Below are 16,199 nucleotides of genomic sequence, written 5' to 3' on the forward strand. Positions count from 1 at the left end.
TCGTCATATATTTGGGTACCGACCTACCCTAACAAATGGCGAAAATGCAGCCCTCCGCACGATGAGACAGCCGCTCGTCAAAGCAAGCAATCGATTGCGCAACGAACTCGCGCACAGGCGCGCACCAGATGGTCGGGACTACAGGATTTGAACCTGCGACTTCTCGCTCCCAAAGCGAGCGCTCTACCAAGCTGAGCTAAGTCCCGGAGACCGCGCCTGCGGCGCGATCTGGAGGGGATGACGGGAATCGAACCCGCGTAACCAGTTTGGAAGACTGGGGCTCTACCATTGAGCTACATCCCCACGGCCGCCGAGCGGCACTGCGCAAGTCTACCCGAAACTTTTTCACCGCGCGATTCGGCCCGCGAATGAAATTCGCTCGACCGCAGGGTTGAGGTTGTGGATATCTCGGGCAAAAACGTTGACATTCCGCTTAGCTCAGAGCAACTCAAAAACCATGTGCCCAAACCCGAGCACCAGATCGGGCACGGGACAGTGGCGAACAAAGGCGACGGATGAGCGGAACACCCACAGAGCCATACGGCCCCAACGACCAGATCGAAATCGCACGCGATAGCGCATCGCTGCGCGACACCGGCCGCTGCCCGCTGTGTGCCACCCTGTCCGATAGCGCGGATCCTCAGGCCGGCACCACCGACCCCCACAGCTGCTGGCGCTGCCAACTCGATCTAACCGACCCGCGACTCGCCGAGGTGTTTCAGCTCGGAGTGGATGCGGCCAAGATGCTCGACCAGCGCGAGTCACAACTGCGGCAGCTGCGCATCGAATCAATTGCCAAACAAGAACGCGCCCGCGCCGCGTTGACGGCACCGACAGTGCCTGAGACTGCAGCACCCGTCCCTGCTCCAGTTCCAGCGCAAGCGCCAGCACCAGCGGCGCAAGCATCCACGCCCCCACCACCACTGCCGGAAACCCCAGCGTTCATCCCGCCAGCACCGGCACCGACAGTACCGTCCGCACCATCGGGAGCAGAACTGCATCCCGCCGCGGTATCCCGCCCGCGGCGACAGCTTTCGCCGCAGGCGATGCTGCTCACCGTCGGGGTGTCATTCGTAGCGATTGCCGCAGCGGTCTTCCTCACGGTTGCGTTCGTTGTGTTCAATCTGGCCACGAAGGCGGCAATCATTGGCGGGCTCACGGTGCTCAGCGCGGTTGGCTCGTCGGTGCTGCAACGCACCAGGCTCGGTCGCACCGCAGAAGCCATTGCGGTGCTTGCGGTGGTCTTGTGCGTGCTTGACGTTTGGGCACTGGATGCACTTGGGCTACTCGCGGCAACATCGCTTCATTCGGCGCTTATCTGGGGGCTTGGTCTCACGCTGTTGGCTGCTGGCTGGTGGGCGTGGGGACACATCACCCGGCTACGCGCAGCCACCGTCGCGAGCGCCTGCAGCATTGTGCCGGCGCTGAGCCTGCTCATGCTAGGGCTAAGCAACCAGTTTGTCTGGGATCCTGCCGCGCTCGTTATCCCGCTTTCGCTCGCCGCGGCATCCGCTTTCGCAGTCGCGCACGCTTTTCGACGGGGCGGCAAACCGCTGCTCACCGAACAGCACCTCGTGCAGGCAATGGCCACACTGGCCGCAGTTTCACTGATGGCATTCCTGTTCTCAGCCGCCATAATGGCGCAAACCGCTGCCGGCTACCGCATCGTCGCCGCCGGCGTCTTACTCGCCACCTGGTTTTTGGTGGCGCTGCGCTGGGGTATCAGCCCCGTGTACCGCGTTATTGCCGCGGTGAGTTCGGTGGTGGCCGCCGGCGTCTTCGTATTGACCGCCCAAGTGGCAATTACCGGCACGGGTTCCGGGCTGCCGTGGTGGTGCGGCGGAGTACTGATTGCGGTCGCCGGTTATTGGTGGTTGTTGCGCGGCTGCGGCCAGCTCAATCGTCCCGTTACGGTCGGCGCGACGGTCTCGGCAATCGCGGCTGGATGCACGGTGGTGGTTCATTTTGGATGGGTGGTCAACCGGTCGCACTACCTGTCACCGGTGCACACCGCCGAGCGCTACCTTGGCACCTCAACCGTTGATTACGGGGCGTTTGATCTCGGATTGCTCGCGTTTGCGACTTCTTCCGCAGCGGTAGCGCTGGTTATTGCCGCGCTCCTCCAACGTCGCCCCGTGGCTGCACTGGCATCGCCTGCCGGCGGAGACACCAGTGAGGTGACCGGCAACAGCGCTGACCCACGCCCAGCTTCAGCCCCGCCGATGCGCGCGCTCGCCGGCATGGGTATCCGGCAGCTGACAGGTGTCGTATTCTCGTGCGCTGCTCTCGTCTTTTTCGCGCTTGCGTTTTTGGCGGTGCCAGCGAGCGTTGCGCTATCTGCTTTCGGAGTTATGACGGTCGCCGGCGTGATCATCGCGCTCCGACTACCGGCTGCCAGTAGCGCACCGCTGCGCTGCGTCACTGAATTTGCCTGGATCATCGCTGCTGGTGGCGCGCTGCTGCTCGCGCCAGTGACAGCTGTGCCGCTGTTCGTAGTGGCGGCCGTAGTAGCGGTGGTGCTCGTACGCACCGTGCCGCTGCTTGGCACACAAACAGCCGGCGTGATGCCCGCAGCTTATGGAGCGCTCTTCATCCCGCTGGTGATCCATGCCGGAATCGCCTCGTTGAGCACGCAACAGCTGTGGCCAGTAACCGTATTGGCTGCGGTGTGTGGTGTCCCGGCGGCACTCTTGCTGCTGCCCGAACGGCACTATCCCACTCGGGTGGCCAGTTTTGCCCTCGCCGCACTGGCATGTTTGAGCGCTGGGTTCACGGTTTTGGCGAGCTGGTTTTTCAGCCCCGAACGGATCAATAGCGGACACATCTCCCAGGCGGCAACAACGCTCGGTATGCCCACCACCGCAGCTGTGCAGCCATTTGAGCAGTTCCCCACCATGGGCGTGCTCATCGCACTGCTGGTGGCACAACTGCTGCTGCTCACCCTTACGCCGAACTGGCAGGCGATGCCCACACAGCTCGCGCGAATGCTTGCGATCCCGCTCGCCGCGCTCGCCGTGGCGCTCAGTGTCGACGGAACGCTACGGCTGGTATTTGACTTCAGCAACGCATCGCATTTGATCACCGCGTTTAGCCTGGGCGGCGTACTCGCCGCTGGCTCGCTGCTGGCCGCCCGCAAAGCACCAGCCCAGGCGAAACTTGGTGCTGCGGCACTCGTGGTGCTGGGGCAGACCGTGACGACACTCACCGTGATACTTGGTGACAGCACGCTTCGTGAACAACCAGAAACCGCCGCGAGTACCATCCTCGCAATTGTCGCGACAGCGGGAATTGCGCTCTTCCTACACCATCCAATTCGGGTGTCTCCCGCGGCAGAGATAGTGATGTGGCTCGTGCCCACGTTTATTGCCGGTGGCATCGGTTCACTGCTGCACACCATGGTCGATATCCCGTTGGTGACGGCCCTACCGGGCGCGCTGGCGTTCGGTGTCGCGGCAGCGCTACTCGTAGTGCGTCGGCCTTCACCGGACCGTTCCTGGGCTGCCGCGTGGCTGGCGCTCGGGGTGCTCGCTGTGTGGCAGGTTTCGCTCCGTTTGACACCGACCGGAACGTGGGCGCTCACCACAGTCGAGCTCGCAACGCTGGGGCTGCTCGTCGCGATCCTGTTCCTGGCAGCAATTGCAAGCTGGCCCCCGCAACTTGCTCCCCTGCAATCCGTGGCAGTGTGCACCGGGCCGGTGCTCACCGCGGCCAGCTTCGTCTTGTTTCACAACCGGTTCCACGAGTCCAGAACAATTGATTCGATGCCTGTTGCGGCACTGCTGATCGAGCTGGGGGTTATTTGCCTGCTCGCCTGGCTGTTCGCATGGCTGATGCTCCGCGATGCACAGCGTAATCGTCCGGCCGCCCACCGAGGAGTCAGTGCTGCCGCATTTACGGTCGCGTTGCTGGTGCTCTTGCTACCGGTTGGCAGTGCATGGGTAGCCGCCGATGCTGGATTTGCGCTGCCGCTACTCGCCGCTGCTGTCGGAGCGGTGCTGGCGCTGCTCATCAGCCCGAAACCACCGACCGAGCAACTGTCACTGTCAAAGCTGCCGCACTCCCCCGCGCTCCCGCATTTTTTGGTTGCCGCGAGTGTGCTGGTGCTGGTCGGGCTTTCGTTCTTTGCGCTGGATGGACGTGGTTTCGAAGCCGCCACCAGCTTGACCTTCACTAACGTCACCGCCGCACTACTCGACGCGAGCATTGCGGCGCTGAGCCTGGCGGCACTTCGCCGCGGTCATCACTTTGTGGCGGCAGTGGCGCCACCGGCAATCTGGCTGGGCACCGTCCAGTTCAGCGTGCCGCTGTTCGGCGCCTGGTGGCCCCTCATCACCGCCACCACCATTGCGTTGGTCGCAGTGCTCACTATCCGTCGTCGCTACCGGGGTGCCGAGCCGTCACCGCTACCGGCTCGCCTCACCGCGGCCCTCGCCGCGGCAATTCCCGGTGCCGCGGCGGCTATGCCACAGCTCACGCAGCCCATGGCTCCAAGCGCCGGTTTGTTCATTGCTGCCGCGCTGGGGCTCCTGGTGTTGTCGCTGTGGCCATTGCCGATGATGCAGCAACTGGTGAATCCGGTACGAATTGCGCTGGCCGGTGTCGCGACGGTTGCGGCGATGGGGATGCGTCTCAATGCGCCGCTGCCCTGGGTCGAGCTGAGTGCGCTGCCGCTGGGATTGTTCCTGGCGTTCGCCGCGGTCAGTGCCGCCCGCGCCAGGGCACGCTGGGAGGCACAGGCTTATGCCCTGCTCGCACCCGTGTCAGTCATGGTGATGCTCCTCCCCCTCAATGGTGTTGCCGCACGCCCCATCGTCGTGGTGGCAGTGGCTACCGCGATGGCGCTCATGGCTGCCCTCATGGCTGCCCTGATGGCTGCACTCACCGCTCGACACACGCACGGGGATAGCACTGTCGCCGCCTCGTTGCGGGCCGGGCTGCTGCAGGCTTTTAGTCTCGGCGCCATCACTGCGGCAGCAATTAGCGAGCTGGCAGCGGTGGTGCAGTCCGAGCCGGAGGGCATCCCAACGATGCTGCTACTGCTGCTCCCGAGCCTCGCCCTGCTTGTGGCGACGAGTTTCATCACTAAACAGATGTGGCTCGCCACGGCCGCAGCGTTCAGTGCTCAACTGCTGCCGTCGCTTGCCTACATAGAGGCAGGTATCACCGATATTGGCACCCAGTACGCACTCATGGTGCCGCTGAGCGCACTCGCCGCCATCCCCATCATTGCGTTGGCAATCAAGCCTCATTCGACTGCCCGCACCACTGCCATGACCGCTGTCGGAGTGGGCATCGCAATCGTGACGATCATGGGAGGCAGTGCGATAGAGCCGCCCGAAGCGGTCACTATTCCGATATCCACGGCCGCACTCACGGCCGGAATTATCGTGCTCGCAAACACCGCCACTGCTCGCAGCTGGCTGACACTCGGGCCCGGGCTGGCAGTACTGCTCGGAGCGGGATATGTATTCGAACACCTCGACACGCAGCCGTGGCGAGTGATTCTCATGTCATTGCTCATCGCGGGCGCGCTGGTGTTCGGTGCGATGAGACGGCTGCAGGCACCGATCGTGCTCGGCACCATCACCGGTCTCGCGCACGCGATGCTCGCCACCCGCCGCGCCTTCCCAGAGCTGGTGGTGCCCTGGTGGGTTTGGTTGGCGATCGTGGGCGCAGCGTTGATTTTTGTTGCCGCTACCTATGAGGCGCGCCGCCGACAGGCACGAGCGCTGTTCGCATCGGTGTCAGCGCTGCGTTAGTGCTGACAACCAGGACACCAGTAGAGCTTGCGCCCCTGCATGAGTTCCACCTGCACATTTGCGCCGCAGCGACGGCAGGGTTCGCCGGCCCGGCCGTACACCCAGTGCCGGTGCGCCACATCCGCGAGCGCAAGTTCCCACTGCTCGCCCGTGAGCCCATCAATTGTCATCATGCGCCCCACTCGCACACCGTCGGGCAGTAGCCGAGTCCAGTCACGCCACATCTCGCGCAGCTTGGATTCTGGCACCTCATTACCCGGTAGATGCGGGTCGATTCCGGCACGGAAAAGGATTTCGGCTCGATAAATATTGCCGATGCCCGCAACCACCGCTTGGTCCATGAGCAACTGTCCGATTGGCACCCGGCGCCGCGCAGCATTTTTCACGAATCGCTCTTCACCGGCGGCGGGATCGCCAACGAGCGGGTCTGGCCCGAGCCGATCGAGCACGCGCTCCACGCCGGCATCATCGAGCAGTTCGCAGACGGTCGGCCCACGCAAATCCGCGCAAGAGCGGTCGGTCAGCATCCGTAACCGCACCGTGCCGACGATCTCTGGCGGCCACTGATCGCTGGTGGCCAGCTCGGTATCGTGCTCGGCCATCCGACGCCGCCGCGGCGCGCCAATCGACAGTGCCGAATCTTCGCCGTCGGCGTCCACGATCTGCGCGACCGTGTGCATCCGGTTCGCTGCCGCATATTCGCCGGTCTGACCGATCCGACCGCTGTCTCCGGCGCGTTCCACGAGCGGCGCCGAATCAGCTGCCGGCTCGGCGCCGGGCAGTGTCACTGACGGTACACCGGCCGAGTAGTCGACCGCGGTGACCTCACCCCAAAAATCCCAGGCGCCATAGATGCCGAGGTGCACCCGCAGCCACAGTCCGTTATCGAACGCGGCAAACATCTGCTTACCCACCGCAAAACAATCGGTGAGCACAGAGCCGTTAATGCGGGCGGCACCGTCAGCAAAGCGCCCCTGCGGACTTGATGCGGTGATACGCCGGCCACCAAAAGTGGCGCGGATTTGATTGGCAATGCGGTGTACGGAATGGCCCTCAGGCACGATGCTCCTTCGCGCCTAGGCTTCGGGAGCAGCGTCGAGCACCGCGGGAACGTCGCTTTGGGTCGCCGCCACCGTGGTTTTCCCGGCGATCGATCCGGTGCGTTCGTATTCGCGCAGCTGCCCGATGCGACGCACATGCCGTTCATCTCCGGGGAAAGGCTCGCCGATGAAGGTGTCGATAAAGCCGATCGCTTCTTCAAGCTTGTGTTGCCGGGCGCCGATCGAAATGACATTGGCGTTGTTGTGTTCGCGGGCAAGCTGGGCCGTGGCTTCGCTCCACACGAGCGCAGCCCGAACGCCGGCCACCTTGTTTGCGGCGATCTGTTCGCCATTCCCCGAACCGCCGAACACCACACCGAGCGAAAACTCGCCGGCAGCCCAGTCGTTTGCGACGGCCTGCGCCGCATCGATGCAGAACGACGGATAGTCGTCAACGGGGTCGTATTCCTGCGGCCCGTGGTCGATGACCTCGTGGCCCGCCGCACGCAGGTGTTCCTGAAGCTGTCGCGAAAATTCGAGCCCGGCGTGGTCGGTCGCGACGTGGATACGCATCAGTCGAACTGCGGACCACGCGTCCGCGAGCGCTTGAGTTCGAAAAAGCCGTCGTAGCCGGCTGCGGCCACAACGCCATCGAACAGTTGCAATGCCATATCGCCCTTGGGTGCCGGCGAGATGACGGGGCCAAAAAAGGCAACGCCGTCGACCGCGATGATTGGCGTACCGACGTCTTCGCCCACGAGATCGATTCCCGACCGGTGTGAGGCCTGCAGCAGTTCGTCAAATTCGCCAGACTTGGCGCGTTCGATGAACTCTGCCGGCACCTGTGCTTCGGCAACCGACTCGGCCAGCACCTCGTCGTCACGGCGCTCACCCACATGGATGCGCGTGCCAAGTGCGTCGTACAGCGCCTTGACCCGGTCGTTGCCGAGTTCGGCATCAACACCGGCTGCCACCTTGCAGGTGAGCAGCATCCGCTGGTGTGCCTCGGCGTGGGTGTTGTTACGACCCTCGTTGAGGATGGCGAGCGACATCACCCGCCAGGTCACGTTCGTTTCAGGACGAAGGCGGTGCACCTCGTCAATCCAGCGCGAAGTCATCCACGCCCATGGACATACCGGATCGAACCAAAACTCGATCGTCGCATTCGAAGTCATGCTGCCAGCGTAGCCGCTCCCTCGTGAGGGTTCCCTCGGCGGCGGCCACACACCCGGCGGAGGCTGCGCTTACAGCGAGTCTTGCCAGGCGCGATGCAGGTCTGCAAAACGCCCGCCGGCGGCGATCAGTTCGGCCGGAGTGCCATCTTCAACCACGGCACCGTCGTGCACCACCAGCACCCGGTCGGCGTTCATGACGGTTGCGAGCCGGTGGGCGATGATGATCGCGGTGCGGTCGCCGAGCAGCTGTTCGAGCCCGTGCTGCACGGCTCGCTCGCTTGGCAGGTCGAGCGAGCTGGTGGCCTCGTCGAGAATCAGCACGCGTGGATCGGCAAGAAACGCGCGCGCAAACGACACCAGCTGCTGCTGCCCGGCTGCCAGTCGGCCGCCACGCGAGAGCACATCGGTGTCGTACCCGTCGGGCAGTTGGCGAATGAACGTGTCGGCGCCGATTGCTTCGGCTGCCGCTTCAATTTCGGCCCGGGATGCATCCGGATTACCAATCGCAATATTGTCGGCAACCGTTCCCGAAAACAGATACGACTCCTGAGTCACCATCGCGACCGCCTGTCGCAGCGACCGATCGGACAGCTCCCGCAGATCAACACCATCAATTCGGATGCTGCCGGAAGAGACGTCGTAAAAGCGCGCGATGAGCTTCGCGATCGTCGATTTACCGGCGCCGGTGCGCCCCACAATCGCCACGGTCTGCCCGGCCGGAATGTGGAGGTCAACGTGCGGCAGCACATCCTGGCCGTCTCGATAACCGAAGCTCACCGCATCCAGGTCAATGGTGCCGTGTCCGGCAGGAAGCGGTTTCGGATTCTGTGGTTCGGTTACTGTCGGATTTACCGAAAGGAAGGCCGAGATTTTTTCGAGCGCCGAAGCGGCCGACTGGATCTGGTTGTAGAAGCCGGCGAGCGTGTCGATCGGCACAAAAAACCAGCGGGTATACAGCACCAGTGCCAGCAGCACGCCCACTTCGAGGTTGCCGCCAACAACGCGCAGACCTCCAACTGCGATCACCACCGCGATTGTGAGGTTGCCGAGCAGCTTGAGCGCCGGCTGGTAGATACCAAACACCATGATCGAACGCAGGAGTGCCGTGCGGTAGTCACCGCTGAGCTCGGCGTAGCGTGCATCGTTTGCGGATTCGCGACGATAGGCCTGCACCGCGCGAATACCGGTGAACGTTTCGACAAATTCCACGGTGAGCCGTGCCGAGTGGGTGCGCATATTTCGGTATTCCACCGATGAGCGACGCTGGAACCAGGTCGACAAAAAATAGCCCGGCACGAGCATCACGAGCATCACGAGCCCGGTGAGCCAGTCCATCAGGATGATCGACACTGCGATCACGATCATCCGCGCCGGGGCGCCGATAATCGCTTCGAGGCCAAACTCGAGCGGTTCGCTCAGCGACTCGGTGTCGTTGGTTTGGCGCGAGATGACGCGGCCGCTGGTATAGCTCTCATGAAACTCGAGATCGAGCTGCTGGCTGTGTCGGAAGATGCGCAGCCGCAGGTTGTAGAGCACCCGCTCGGCAACGCGGGCTGAAAGGCGCAGATACGCGAAGATGGCGCTCGAGCCCACCACCGCGAGGGCGAGGTAGCCGATCCCCGCGGTCCAGGCCGGTGTCGAATCGCCCGCTTGCAAGGCCGGTAGCGCAACGTCAATACCCCACGCAATAACTGCGGGGCCGGCGACCACGGCGAGCTGATAGATGATGATGAGCACGGCCACGGTAAAAAATGCGCCACGAGCCGGGCGCAGCAGCTCGCCCAATAGCCGCCACATCCGCTCTCGTTTTTCACGATCGCTGCCCGCCGCAATCGGGTCGAGGTCGTGGTCGGCTTCGTTCTGGTGCGTCGTCATTCGTCGTCACCTCCCGAAGCTGCGGCGCTGGCGGCCGGGTCTGCCATGATGGCGCGATATTCCGGTCGAGTAGCCATGAGTTCGTTGTGTGTGCCCACCGCCGTGACGCGGCCGTTTTCGAGTAGCGCGACCCGGTCGGCGAGTGCGACCGTCGATGAGCGGTGCGCGACCACGAGCGTGGTGGTGCCTCGCAACACCTCACGCAGCCGCGCGGTGACCCGTTCTTCGGTTGCCGTGTCGAGTGCCGAGAGCGGATCGTCCAGTAGCAGCAGCCGGGGTTTTGCGGCGATCGCACGCGCCAGCGCAATGCGCTGTCGCTGTCCGCCCGAAAGTGACAGCCCCTGCTCACCGATGCGGGTATCGACACCGTTGGGAAGCTCATAGGCAAAACCGGCATCGGCGGTTTCGAGTGCCAGATCGAGCAGTTCGTTGGCCGCGGCGGTGTTGCGATCGGCGTCATCGAGTGGCCGATCGAACCCGAGGGCGCGGTCGGCACCCAGCAGCACGTTTTCCCGCACACTTCCCGAGAACAGGGTGGCCTGCTCAAACGCCACCGCGGTGGTGGCGCGCAGCTCGGCAAGGTCAAGATCACGCACATCGTGGCCGTCGATCAACACCGCACCCGCGGTGACGTCATACAGCCGCGGCACCAATTGCAGCAGCGTCGATTTACCGGAGCCGGTGATCCCAACCAGTGCCATGGTCTCCCCCGGCCGCACGGTGAGCTGCACCTCGTGCAACAGCGTGTCGTCGGGCCGATCGGGGTAGGCAAAACTCACCCCGCGCAGTTCAAGTTCGCCGCGCGTCGATGCGGCCGCAAATTCATCGGGATGCTCGGGGCTCGTGATCGTGCGCGGTGCGTCGATCACCTCAAAGTGTCGCTGCAGCGCCGAGGCGGTGGATGCTGCGGCACCAAACATTTGACCGATCATGGTCACCGGGCCGTTGAGGATCATCGCCGTGGCAAAAAACGCCGACAGTTCACCGACGTTCATATCGCCGTTGGCGATGAGGTGCAGCCCGAGCAACAGGGCTGTGCCGAGCGCGACTTCGGGCAGCATCCGCACCACCGCATCAAAGTTGGCAATGAGGTCGGTCTGGCGCACCCCGATGGCGCGCACCCGGTCGGCGTGGCGCTCATAGCGCCCGAGCGCATAGTCGCCGCGGCCAAAGGCCTTGAGCACGCGAATACCGTGCACCGACTGCTCAACATTGGTGGCCAAATCGCCGCTGGCATCCTGCCCCTGGCGCGAAAGCTGCCGATATTTGCCCGCGAACCACGCGGTATAAAACATGATCGGCAGCGCGGCGGCAAAGTAGATGACCGCGAGCAGCCAGTGCGAGCGCACCATCAGCACCATGCCAATAGTGAGCGTGAACATATCGGTGATGAGCATGATGCCGCCGAAGGCAACAAACCGACGAATCTCGCCGAGGTCGGTCATCGCCCGCGAAAGCAACTGGCCCGACTCCCAGCGGTCGTGGAAGGCGAGTGGCAGCCGCTGCAGGTGACCAAATAGCCGCGTCCGCATCCCGTATTCGATGCGCGCCGAGGGATCGACCGACAACATCCGGCGCACAAACAGCAGCCCCGACTCGATAAGTGCCAGCCCCACGACCACGAGCGCGGCCATGAGCACAACTGTGACACCGGCGTTGACGGTGAACACCTCGTTCACCAGATACGACAGCACCTGGGGCATCGCCAGCGCGGCGACCCACGACAGAATCGAGACCACAACACCGAAGATGAGCCGGAGGCGATAGGGCTTCATCAGCCCCCAGAGGCGACGTAACGGTCGTTGTTGCAAAATTCACCCCATACGCATCATTCATTCAGTCTGGCTAACACTACGCCGTGCCGGTGCCGAAAACATGTGTGGCGCTTCAGTCTTTTTCACAGGTCACCGACCGTTTTGCACACCCAGACAGCGGTAAGCTCAAGCCCGACCAAAAGCGTAAATGACGCCAAATCGAAACGACAGGATGTATTCGTGCCCGGAGAAAACCTCACCCGCACCGAAGCCGTCGAACGTCGTGACCTCGTCGATGCCACCAGCTACGACGTGTCGATCGACCTGACGACCTCTCCCGAAACCTTCCGCACCGTAACTCGCGTAGAGTTCACCGGCACCGAAGGCGCCACCACCTTTATTGACGCCATCACCGACACCGTTCACGCAGTGAAGCTGAACGGCGTCGACCTCGACCCGGCAGAAGTTGCCGACGGCGTGCGCATCACGCTGCCAAATCTGGCAGCCAATAACGAGCTCATCGTCGAAGCCGATATGCGCTACATGAACACCGGCGAGGGCCTGCACCGCGCAGTCGACCCGGCCGATGGCGAGGTGTACCTGTACTCGCAGTTCGAGGTACCGGATGCCCGCCGCATGTACCCCTGCTTCGAGCAGCCCGACCTCAAGGCCGTGTTCACCTTCCACGTGACGGCGCCCGAAAACTGGGCCGTGATTTCGAACCAGCCCACCCCCGAGCCCGAACCGCTCGGCGATGGCAAGGCCGTGTGGCATTTTGGCCAGACCCCAAAGATGTCGACCTACATCACGGCACTCGTCGCCGGCCCGTATGTCTCGTGGCATGACGAACTTGTTTCGGCAAGCGGCCGCACCATCCCGCTGGGGGTGTACTGCCGTAAGTCACTCGCTGAGCACATGGACGCCGACAATATTTTCACCACCACAAAGCAGGGCTTCGAATATTTCGAACGCAACTTCGGCGTCCCCTACCCCTTCGACAAATACGACCAGCTGTTCGTGCCCGAATACAACATGGGCGCGATGGAAAATATCGGCTGCGTGACCTTCACCGAAACCTATGTTTTCCGTTCGCGGGTGAGCGACGCCATCCGTGAGCGGCGCGTGGTGACCATCCTGCACGAACTGGCCCACATGTGGTTCGGCAACCTGGTCACCATGAAGTGGTGGAACGACCTGTGGCTGAACGAGTCGTTCGCCGAGTTCATTTCGACGCTCGCGACCGCCGAAGCTACCGAATGGGAAAACGACTGGGTAACCTTCCTCGCCAGTGAAAAGACCTGGGCGGTACGAGAAGATCAGCTGCCGTCAACGCACCCGATCGTCGCCGAAATTCGTGACCTTGACGATGTGCTGGTGAACTTTGACGGCATCACCTACGCCAAGGGCGGTTCGGTGCTCAAGCAGCTGTTTTTCTGGGTGGGACGCGAGGCGTTTTTCACCGGTGTGAACTCCTACTTCAACAAGCACGCATACGGCAACACGGTGCTCGACGATCTGCTGGTTGAGCTCGAGGCTGCTTCGGGTCGCGATCTGCGCGAGTGGTCGAAACTGTGGCTGGAAACCGCCGGCGTGAACACGCTGCGCCCCGAGTTTGAACTGGATGCAGACGGCAAGTTCACGTCGTTCGCCATCCTGCAGTCGGCTCCCGACGCCCACCCCACTATTCGCCCGCACCGCCTCGCGGTTGGTGTCTACAACCGCACTGACGAGGGCATCGTCCGCACCCACCGGGTCGAACTTGATGTGAACGGCGAGCGCACCGAGGTGCCAGAGCTTGTCGGCCAGCACCGGGGCGATCTTGTGCTCATCAACGATGACGACTTCGCCTACGCCAAGATCCGGCTCGACGAGCAGTCGCTGCGCACCGTGCACGACCACGCGGGCGAAATTGTCGACCCGCTGGCCCGCGCCCTCACCCTCGGCAGCCTGTGGGATGCAACCCGCGATGGCGAGGTGCCGGTGCAGCAGTTCATCGAGACCGTGCTGGCACATATCGGCAGCGAAACCGAATCGACCACGCGTCGGATGCTGCAGTCGCAGCTGCTCGGCTCGGTTGACCGGTATTCGCGCCCCGAGCGCCGCGAGCAGCGCCGAATCGAGGTTGCGGATGCGTTCTGGTCACTCGCGCAGGGTGCCGAACCCGGTTCGGATGCGCAGTTCGGTTTTGTGCAAACGTTCGCACAGTTCGCCACCACTGACGAGCAGCTGCAGGTTGTTGCGGATCTGTACGACGAAAGCGTGAAGCTTCCGGGTCTCGACATTGACACCGATCTCGGCTGGCAGCTGCTGTATGCGCTGGTCGCCGGTGGTCGGGCAGGTGAGCCCGAGATTGCGGCGCGGTATGCCGCGGATGCCACCTCGGATGGTAAGCGTTCTGCCGCGCACGCCCGTGCCGCAATCCCGACTGCCGAAGCGAAGCGTGCGGCCTGGGATTCGGTGTGGACCACTGCGGGCGCCACGAACGACATCGTTCGTGCCGCCGCCGCAGGGTTCTGGACCACCCGCGATCATTCGCTGCTGACGCCGTTTGTCGACACGTATTTCGCCGAACTGCGACAGATCTGGTCGAGCCGTTCGTACCACATCGCCGAATACCTGGTCGACGGCTTTTTCCCCGGGCTGGTCGACACCGAGCGGGTCGTCGCGCTCGCTACCGAGTGGCTGGCAAACAATGAGGATGCACCGGCACCGCTGCGTCGCCTCATCGCCGAAGACCTCGACAGTGCCCAGCGCGCGCTCCGCGTGCAGGCTGCCGACGTCGAGTAGTCAGCCATAGCCATCGGGGCTGGGTGCTGCCGCTAAGGCAGCGTCCAGCCCCGATTTTTTAGCTGTGCAGCCGCCGCGTTGTGGTGATGCTCAGCTGTTTGCTGCCAGCACTCGGGAAGCACTCGTATGATCGGCTGCAAATGCAAAACTTTTTTGACTCCGTTATTGAATTCCTCGGCCCATTCTCAGACCTCATTGCCATTGTGCTAGTCATCCTCGGCGCCTGGCTGGTCAACCGACTCGCGAAAATCATCATTCGTCGAACCGTGGGCAAGATCGTCTCCGGGGTCAAAAAAAAGCGTGGCGTCAACGACACTCAGATGCTGGCGCTGCGTTCGCCACTCGAGTCGGTGCGCACCGTGCAGCGCGCACGCACTATCGGTCAGGTGCTCGAAAACATCGTTGCGGTGCTGATCTTCGTGATCACCGTGATGTGGGTGGTCACGATTATTAACCCGTCGTTTTTGGCTTCGCTCACGGTGCTCTCGGCGGCAGTGGGTGCCGGGCTCGGTTTCGGTGCCCAAAAAATCGTTGGCGATGTGCTCAACGGCCTGTTCATGGTTATCGAAGACCAGCTGGGCGTCGGCGACGAGGTCGATATGGAATATGCAATCGGCATCGTTGAAGCAGTGGGCGTGCGCGTAACCCAGGTGCGCGACCTGTGGGGCCAGCTCTGGTACATCCGCAACGGCGAAATTCAGCGCGTCGGCAATAATTCCCAGGGCTGGAACCGCGCCATCATTGACCTTGCGGTGCCCTACACCGTTGATCGCGACCGCGCCCAAAAAGTGATGGCCGAAGCTGCCGAGGCGCTCTATAACGACCCCGAATGGGCCGAACACATCATTGAAAAACCCAGTATTTGGGGTTTGCAGACGCTCTCGGCTGAAGCTGTCATTGTTCGCCTCGCGGCAAAGACGCTGCCGGGCGAACGCTGGAGCGTTGAGCGTGAACTTCGCGCCCGCATCCAGGATGCATTCAAGGCCGAGGGTATTTCGCTACCTCCCATGAACACGGTGATTTTTAACGGCCCCAATGGGATGAACCTTACGCGCGCCAGCGGAATTGATGATCGTCAGGCACAGCAGCGCGAAGCCGAGTGAGTGCGTAGGCTTGGCCGTATGACTGAACCGCTTCCCGTCCATCTGCGCACCGGCGAACAGGGCGCTGCGGCCCTTCCCACCGTTTACGAGCAGGTCGGCGGCATGGCGGCATTCGACACGCTCGCCCGCCGCTTCTATGAGGCGGTGCAGCAAGACGAGGTCATGTGGCCAATGTATGACCCTGATGATCTCGAGGGCGCCATCTGGCGACTTAGCCGGTTCCTCGGACAGTATTGGGGCGGTCCCACCACCTATTCGGCACAGCGCGGACACCCGCGGTTGCGGATGCGACACGCGCCCTTCCCGATTGATCGGGATGCACGCGAGCGTTGGCTGCGCCACATGACCGCCGCAGTGGATTCAATGCAGTGGCCCCCGATGGTGCGCGCGCAGATGCTTGATTATTTTGATCGCGCGGCCACCGCCATGATTAATCAGCCGGGATAATCCGCCGGCCTGTCGGCGATAACCCCTAGATCAACCCCCAACAGCGTCACCGTTTCGGTGTTGTCACCGTTTTAATGCTGTCTACGGGGGGGTTGTTTCTGGGAAACAAAAAAATGGTGGGGCACACAACCCAAACGGATCATGCACCCCACCATCAAAATAAAGTTCGGCAGTGACCTACTCTCCCACAAAGTCCCCCTTGCAGTACCATCGGCGCAAAAGCACTTAGCTACCGGGTTCGGAATGTAACCGGGCGTAC

Annotated in this window: 9 protein-coding genes, 2 tRNA genes and 1 rRNA gene; 4 read left to right on the top strand and 8 right to left on the bottom strand. The window is 62.8% G+C overall.

All coding sequences use genetic code 11. The features are described 5' to 3' along the window. Positions 1 to 129: 129 nt before the first annotated feature. Positions 130 to 206 (bottom strand) — tRNA-Pro (locus tag JMV54_RS04650). A gap of 23 nt (positions 207 to 229) precedes the next feature. Beyond that, positions 230 to 303, bottom strand: a tRNA-Gly gene (locus JMV54_RS04655). Positions 304 to 515: 212 nt separating this feature from the next. Between JMV54_RS04655 and JMV54_RS04660 the strand changes: the two genes are divergently transcribed. Further along, on the top strand, positions 516 to 5,759 hold the full coding sequence (locus JMV54_RS04660) for an SCO7613 C-terminal domain-containing membrane protein (RefSeq protein ID WP_201517774.1): 5,244 nt from the start codon (positions 516 to 518) through the stop codon (positions 5,757 to 5,759). On the opposite strand, the gene JMV54_RS04665 is transcribed toward JMV54_RS04660, so the two are convergent. From JMV54_RS04665 to JMV54_RS04685, 5 genes are all read right to left on the bottom strand, one after another. After that, positions 5,756 to 6,820 carry an Fpg/Nei family DNA glycosylase gene (locus JMV54_RS04665; RefSeq protein WP_201517775.1) on the bottom strand — a complete coding sequence of 355 codons (1,065 nt, stop codon included), beginning with the start codon at positions 6,818 to 6,820 and terminating at the stop codon, positions 5,756 to 5,758. The genes JMV54_RS04660 and JMV54_RS04665 overlap by 4 nt on opposite strands. 15 nt (positions 6,821 to 6,835) lie before the next feature. Beyond that, positions 6,836 to 7,372: a ribose-5-phosphate isomerase gene (locus JMV54_RS04670; protein ID WP_201517776.1), complete on the bottom strand. Its 537-nt coding sequence runs from the start codon at positions 7,370 to 7,372 to the stop codon at positions 6,836 to 6,838. Further along, positions 7,372 to 7,974, bottom strand: a complete 603-nt coding sequence (locus tag JMV54_RS04675; RefSeq protein WP_201517777.1) for a mycothiol-dependent nitroreductase Rv2466c family protein — start codon at positions 7,972 to 7,974, stop codon at positions 7,372 to 7,374. The genes JMV54_RS04670 and JMV54_RS04675 overlap by 1 nt, the downstream gene beginning before the upstream one ends. A 69-nt stretch (positions 7,975 to 8,043) precedes the next feature. After that, complete coding sequence (locus JMV54_RS04680) at positions 8,044 to 9,849, bottom strand: ABC transporter ATP-binding protein (protein WP_201517778.1); 1,806 nt, start codon at positions 9,847 to 9,849, stop codon at positions 8,044 to 8,046. Further along, entirely contained in the window at positions 9,846 to 11,624 is a 1,779-nt protein-coding gene (locus JMV54_RS04685; protein WP_201517779.1) for an ABC transporter ATP-binding protein, read from the bottom strand. Before JMV54_RS04685 ends, JMV54_RS04680 begins: the two co-directional genes overlap by 4 nt. Positions 11,625 to 11,843: 219 nt before the next feature. Here JMV54_RS04685 and pepN point away from each other — a divergent pair, with 219 nt between their 5' ends. The 3 genes from pepN to JMV54_RS04700 all read left to right on the top strand — a co-directional run bounded on the left by pepN (position 11,844) and on the right by JMV54_RS04700 (position 15,940). Next, the gene (pepN, locus tag JMV54_RS04690) at positions 11,844 to 14,390 is read left to right on the top strand and encodes an aminopeptidase N (protein ID WP_201517780.1); all 2,547 of its coding nucleotides are present in this window, start codon (positions 11,844 to 11,846) and stop codon (positions 14,388 to 14,390) included. 140 nt (positions 14,391 to 14,530) lie between these two features. Then, positions 14,531 to 15,493, top strand: a complete 963-nt coding sequence (locus JMV54_RS04695; RefSeq protein WP_201517781.1) for a mechanosensitive ion channel family protein — start codon at positions 14,531 to 14,533, stop codon at positions 15,491 to 15,493. Between the two features lie 18 nt (positions 15,494 to 15,511). Next, positions 15,512 to 15,940 carry a globin domain-containing protein gene (locus JMV54_RS04700; RefSeq protein WP_201517782.1) on the top strand — a complete coding sequence of 143 codons (429 nt, stop codon included), beginning with the start codon at positions 15,512 to 15,514 and terminating at the stop codon, positions 15,938 to 15,940. A gap of 164 nt (positions 15,941 to 16,104) precedes the next feature. Here the strand turns inward: JMV54_RS04700 and rrf are convergent. Continuing rightward, a 5S ribosomal RNA gene (gene rrf, locus JMV54_RS04705) occupies positions 16,105 to 16,199 on the bottom strand; the annotation flags it as partial.

The sequence above is a fragment of the Gulosibacter hominis genome, from assembly GCF_904842695.1.
Lineage (GTDB): Bacteria > Actinomycetota > Actinomycetes > Actinomycetales > Microbacteriaceae > Gulosibacter > Gulosibacter hominis.

Excerpts from the sequence above, each read along its gene's own strand:
- JMV54_RS04670 (WP_201517776.1), bottom strand. The coding sequence starts at position 7,372 with ATGCGTATCCACGTCGCGACCGACCACGCCGGGCTCGAATTTTCGCGA.
- JMV54_RS04700 (WP_201517782.1), top strand. The coding sequence starts at position 15,512 with ATGACTGAACCGCTTCCCGTCCATCTGCGCACCGGCGAACAGGGCGCT.
- JMV54_RS04660 (WP_201517774.1), top strand. The coding sequence starts at position 516 with ATGAGCGGAACACCCACAGAGCCATACGGCCCCAACGACCAGATCGAA.
- JMV54_RS04675 (WP_201517777.1), bottom strand. The coding sequence starts at position 7,974 with ATGACTTCGAATGCGACGATCGAGTTTTGGTTCGATCCGGTATGTCCA.
- JMV54_RS04685 (WP_201517779.1), bottom strand. The coding sequence starts at position 11,624 with ATGAAGCCCTATCGCCTCCGGCTCATCTTCGGTGTTGTGGTCTCGATT.
- JMV54_RS04695 (WP_201517781.1), top strand. The coding sequence starts at position 14,531 with ATGCAAAACTTTTTTGACTCCGTTATTGAATTCCTCGGCCCATTCTCA.
- JMV54_RS04680 (WP_201517778.1), bottom strand. The coding sequence starts at position 9,849 with ATGACGACGCACCAGAACGAAGCCGACCACGACCTCGACCCGATTGCG.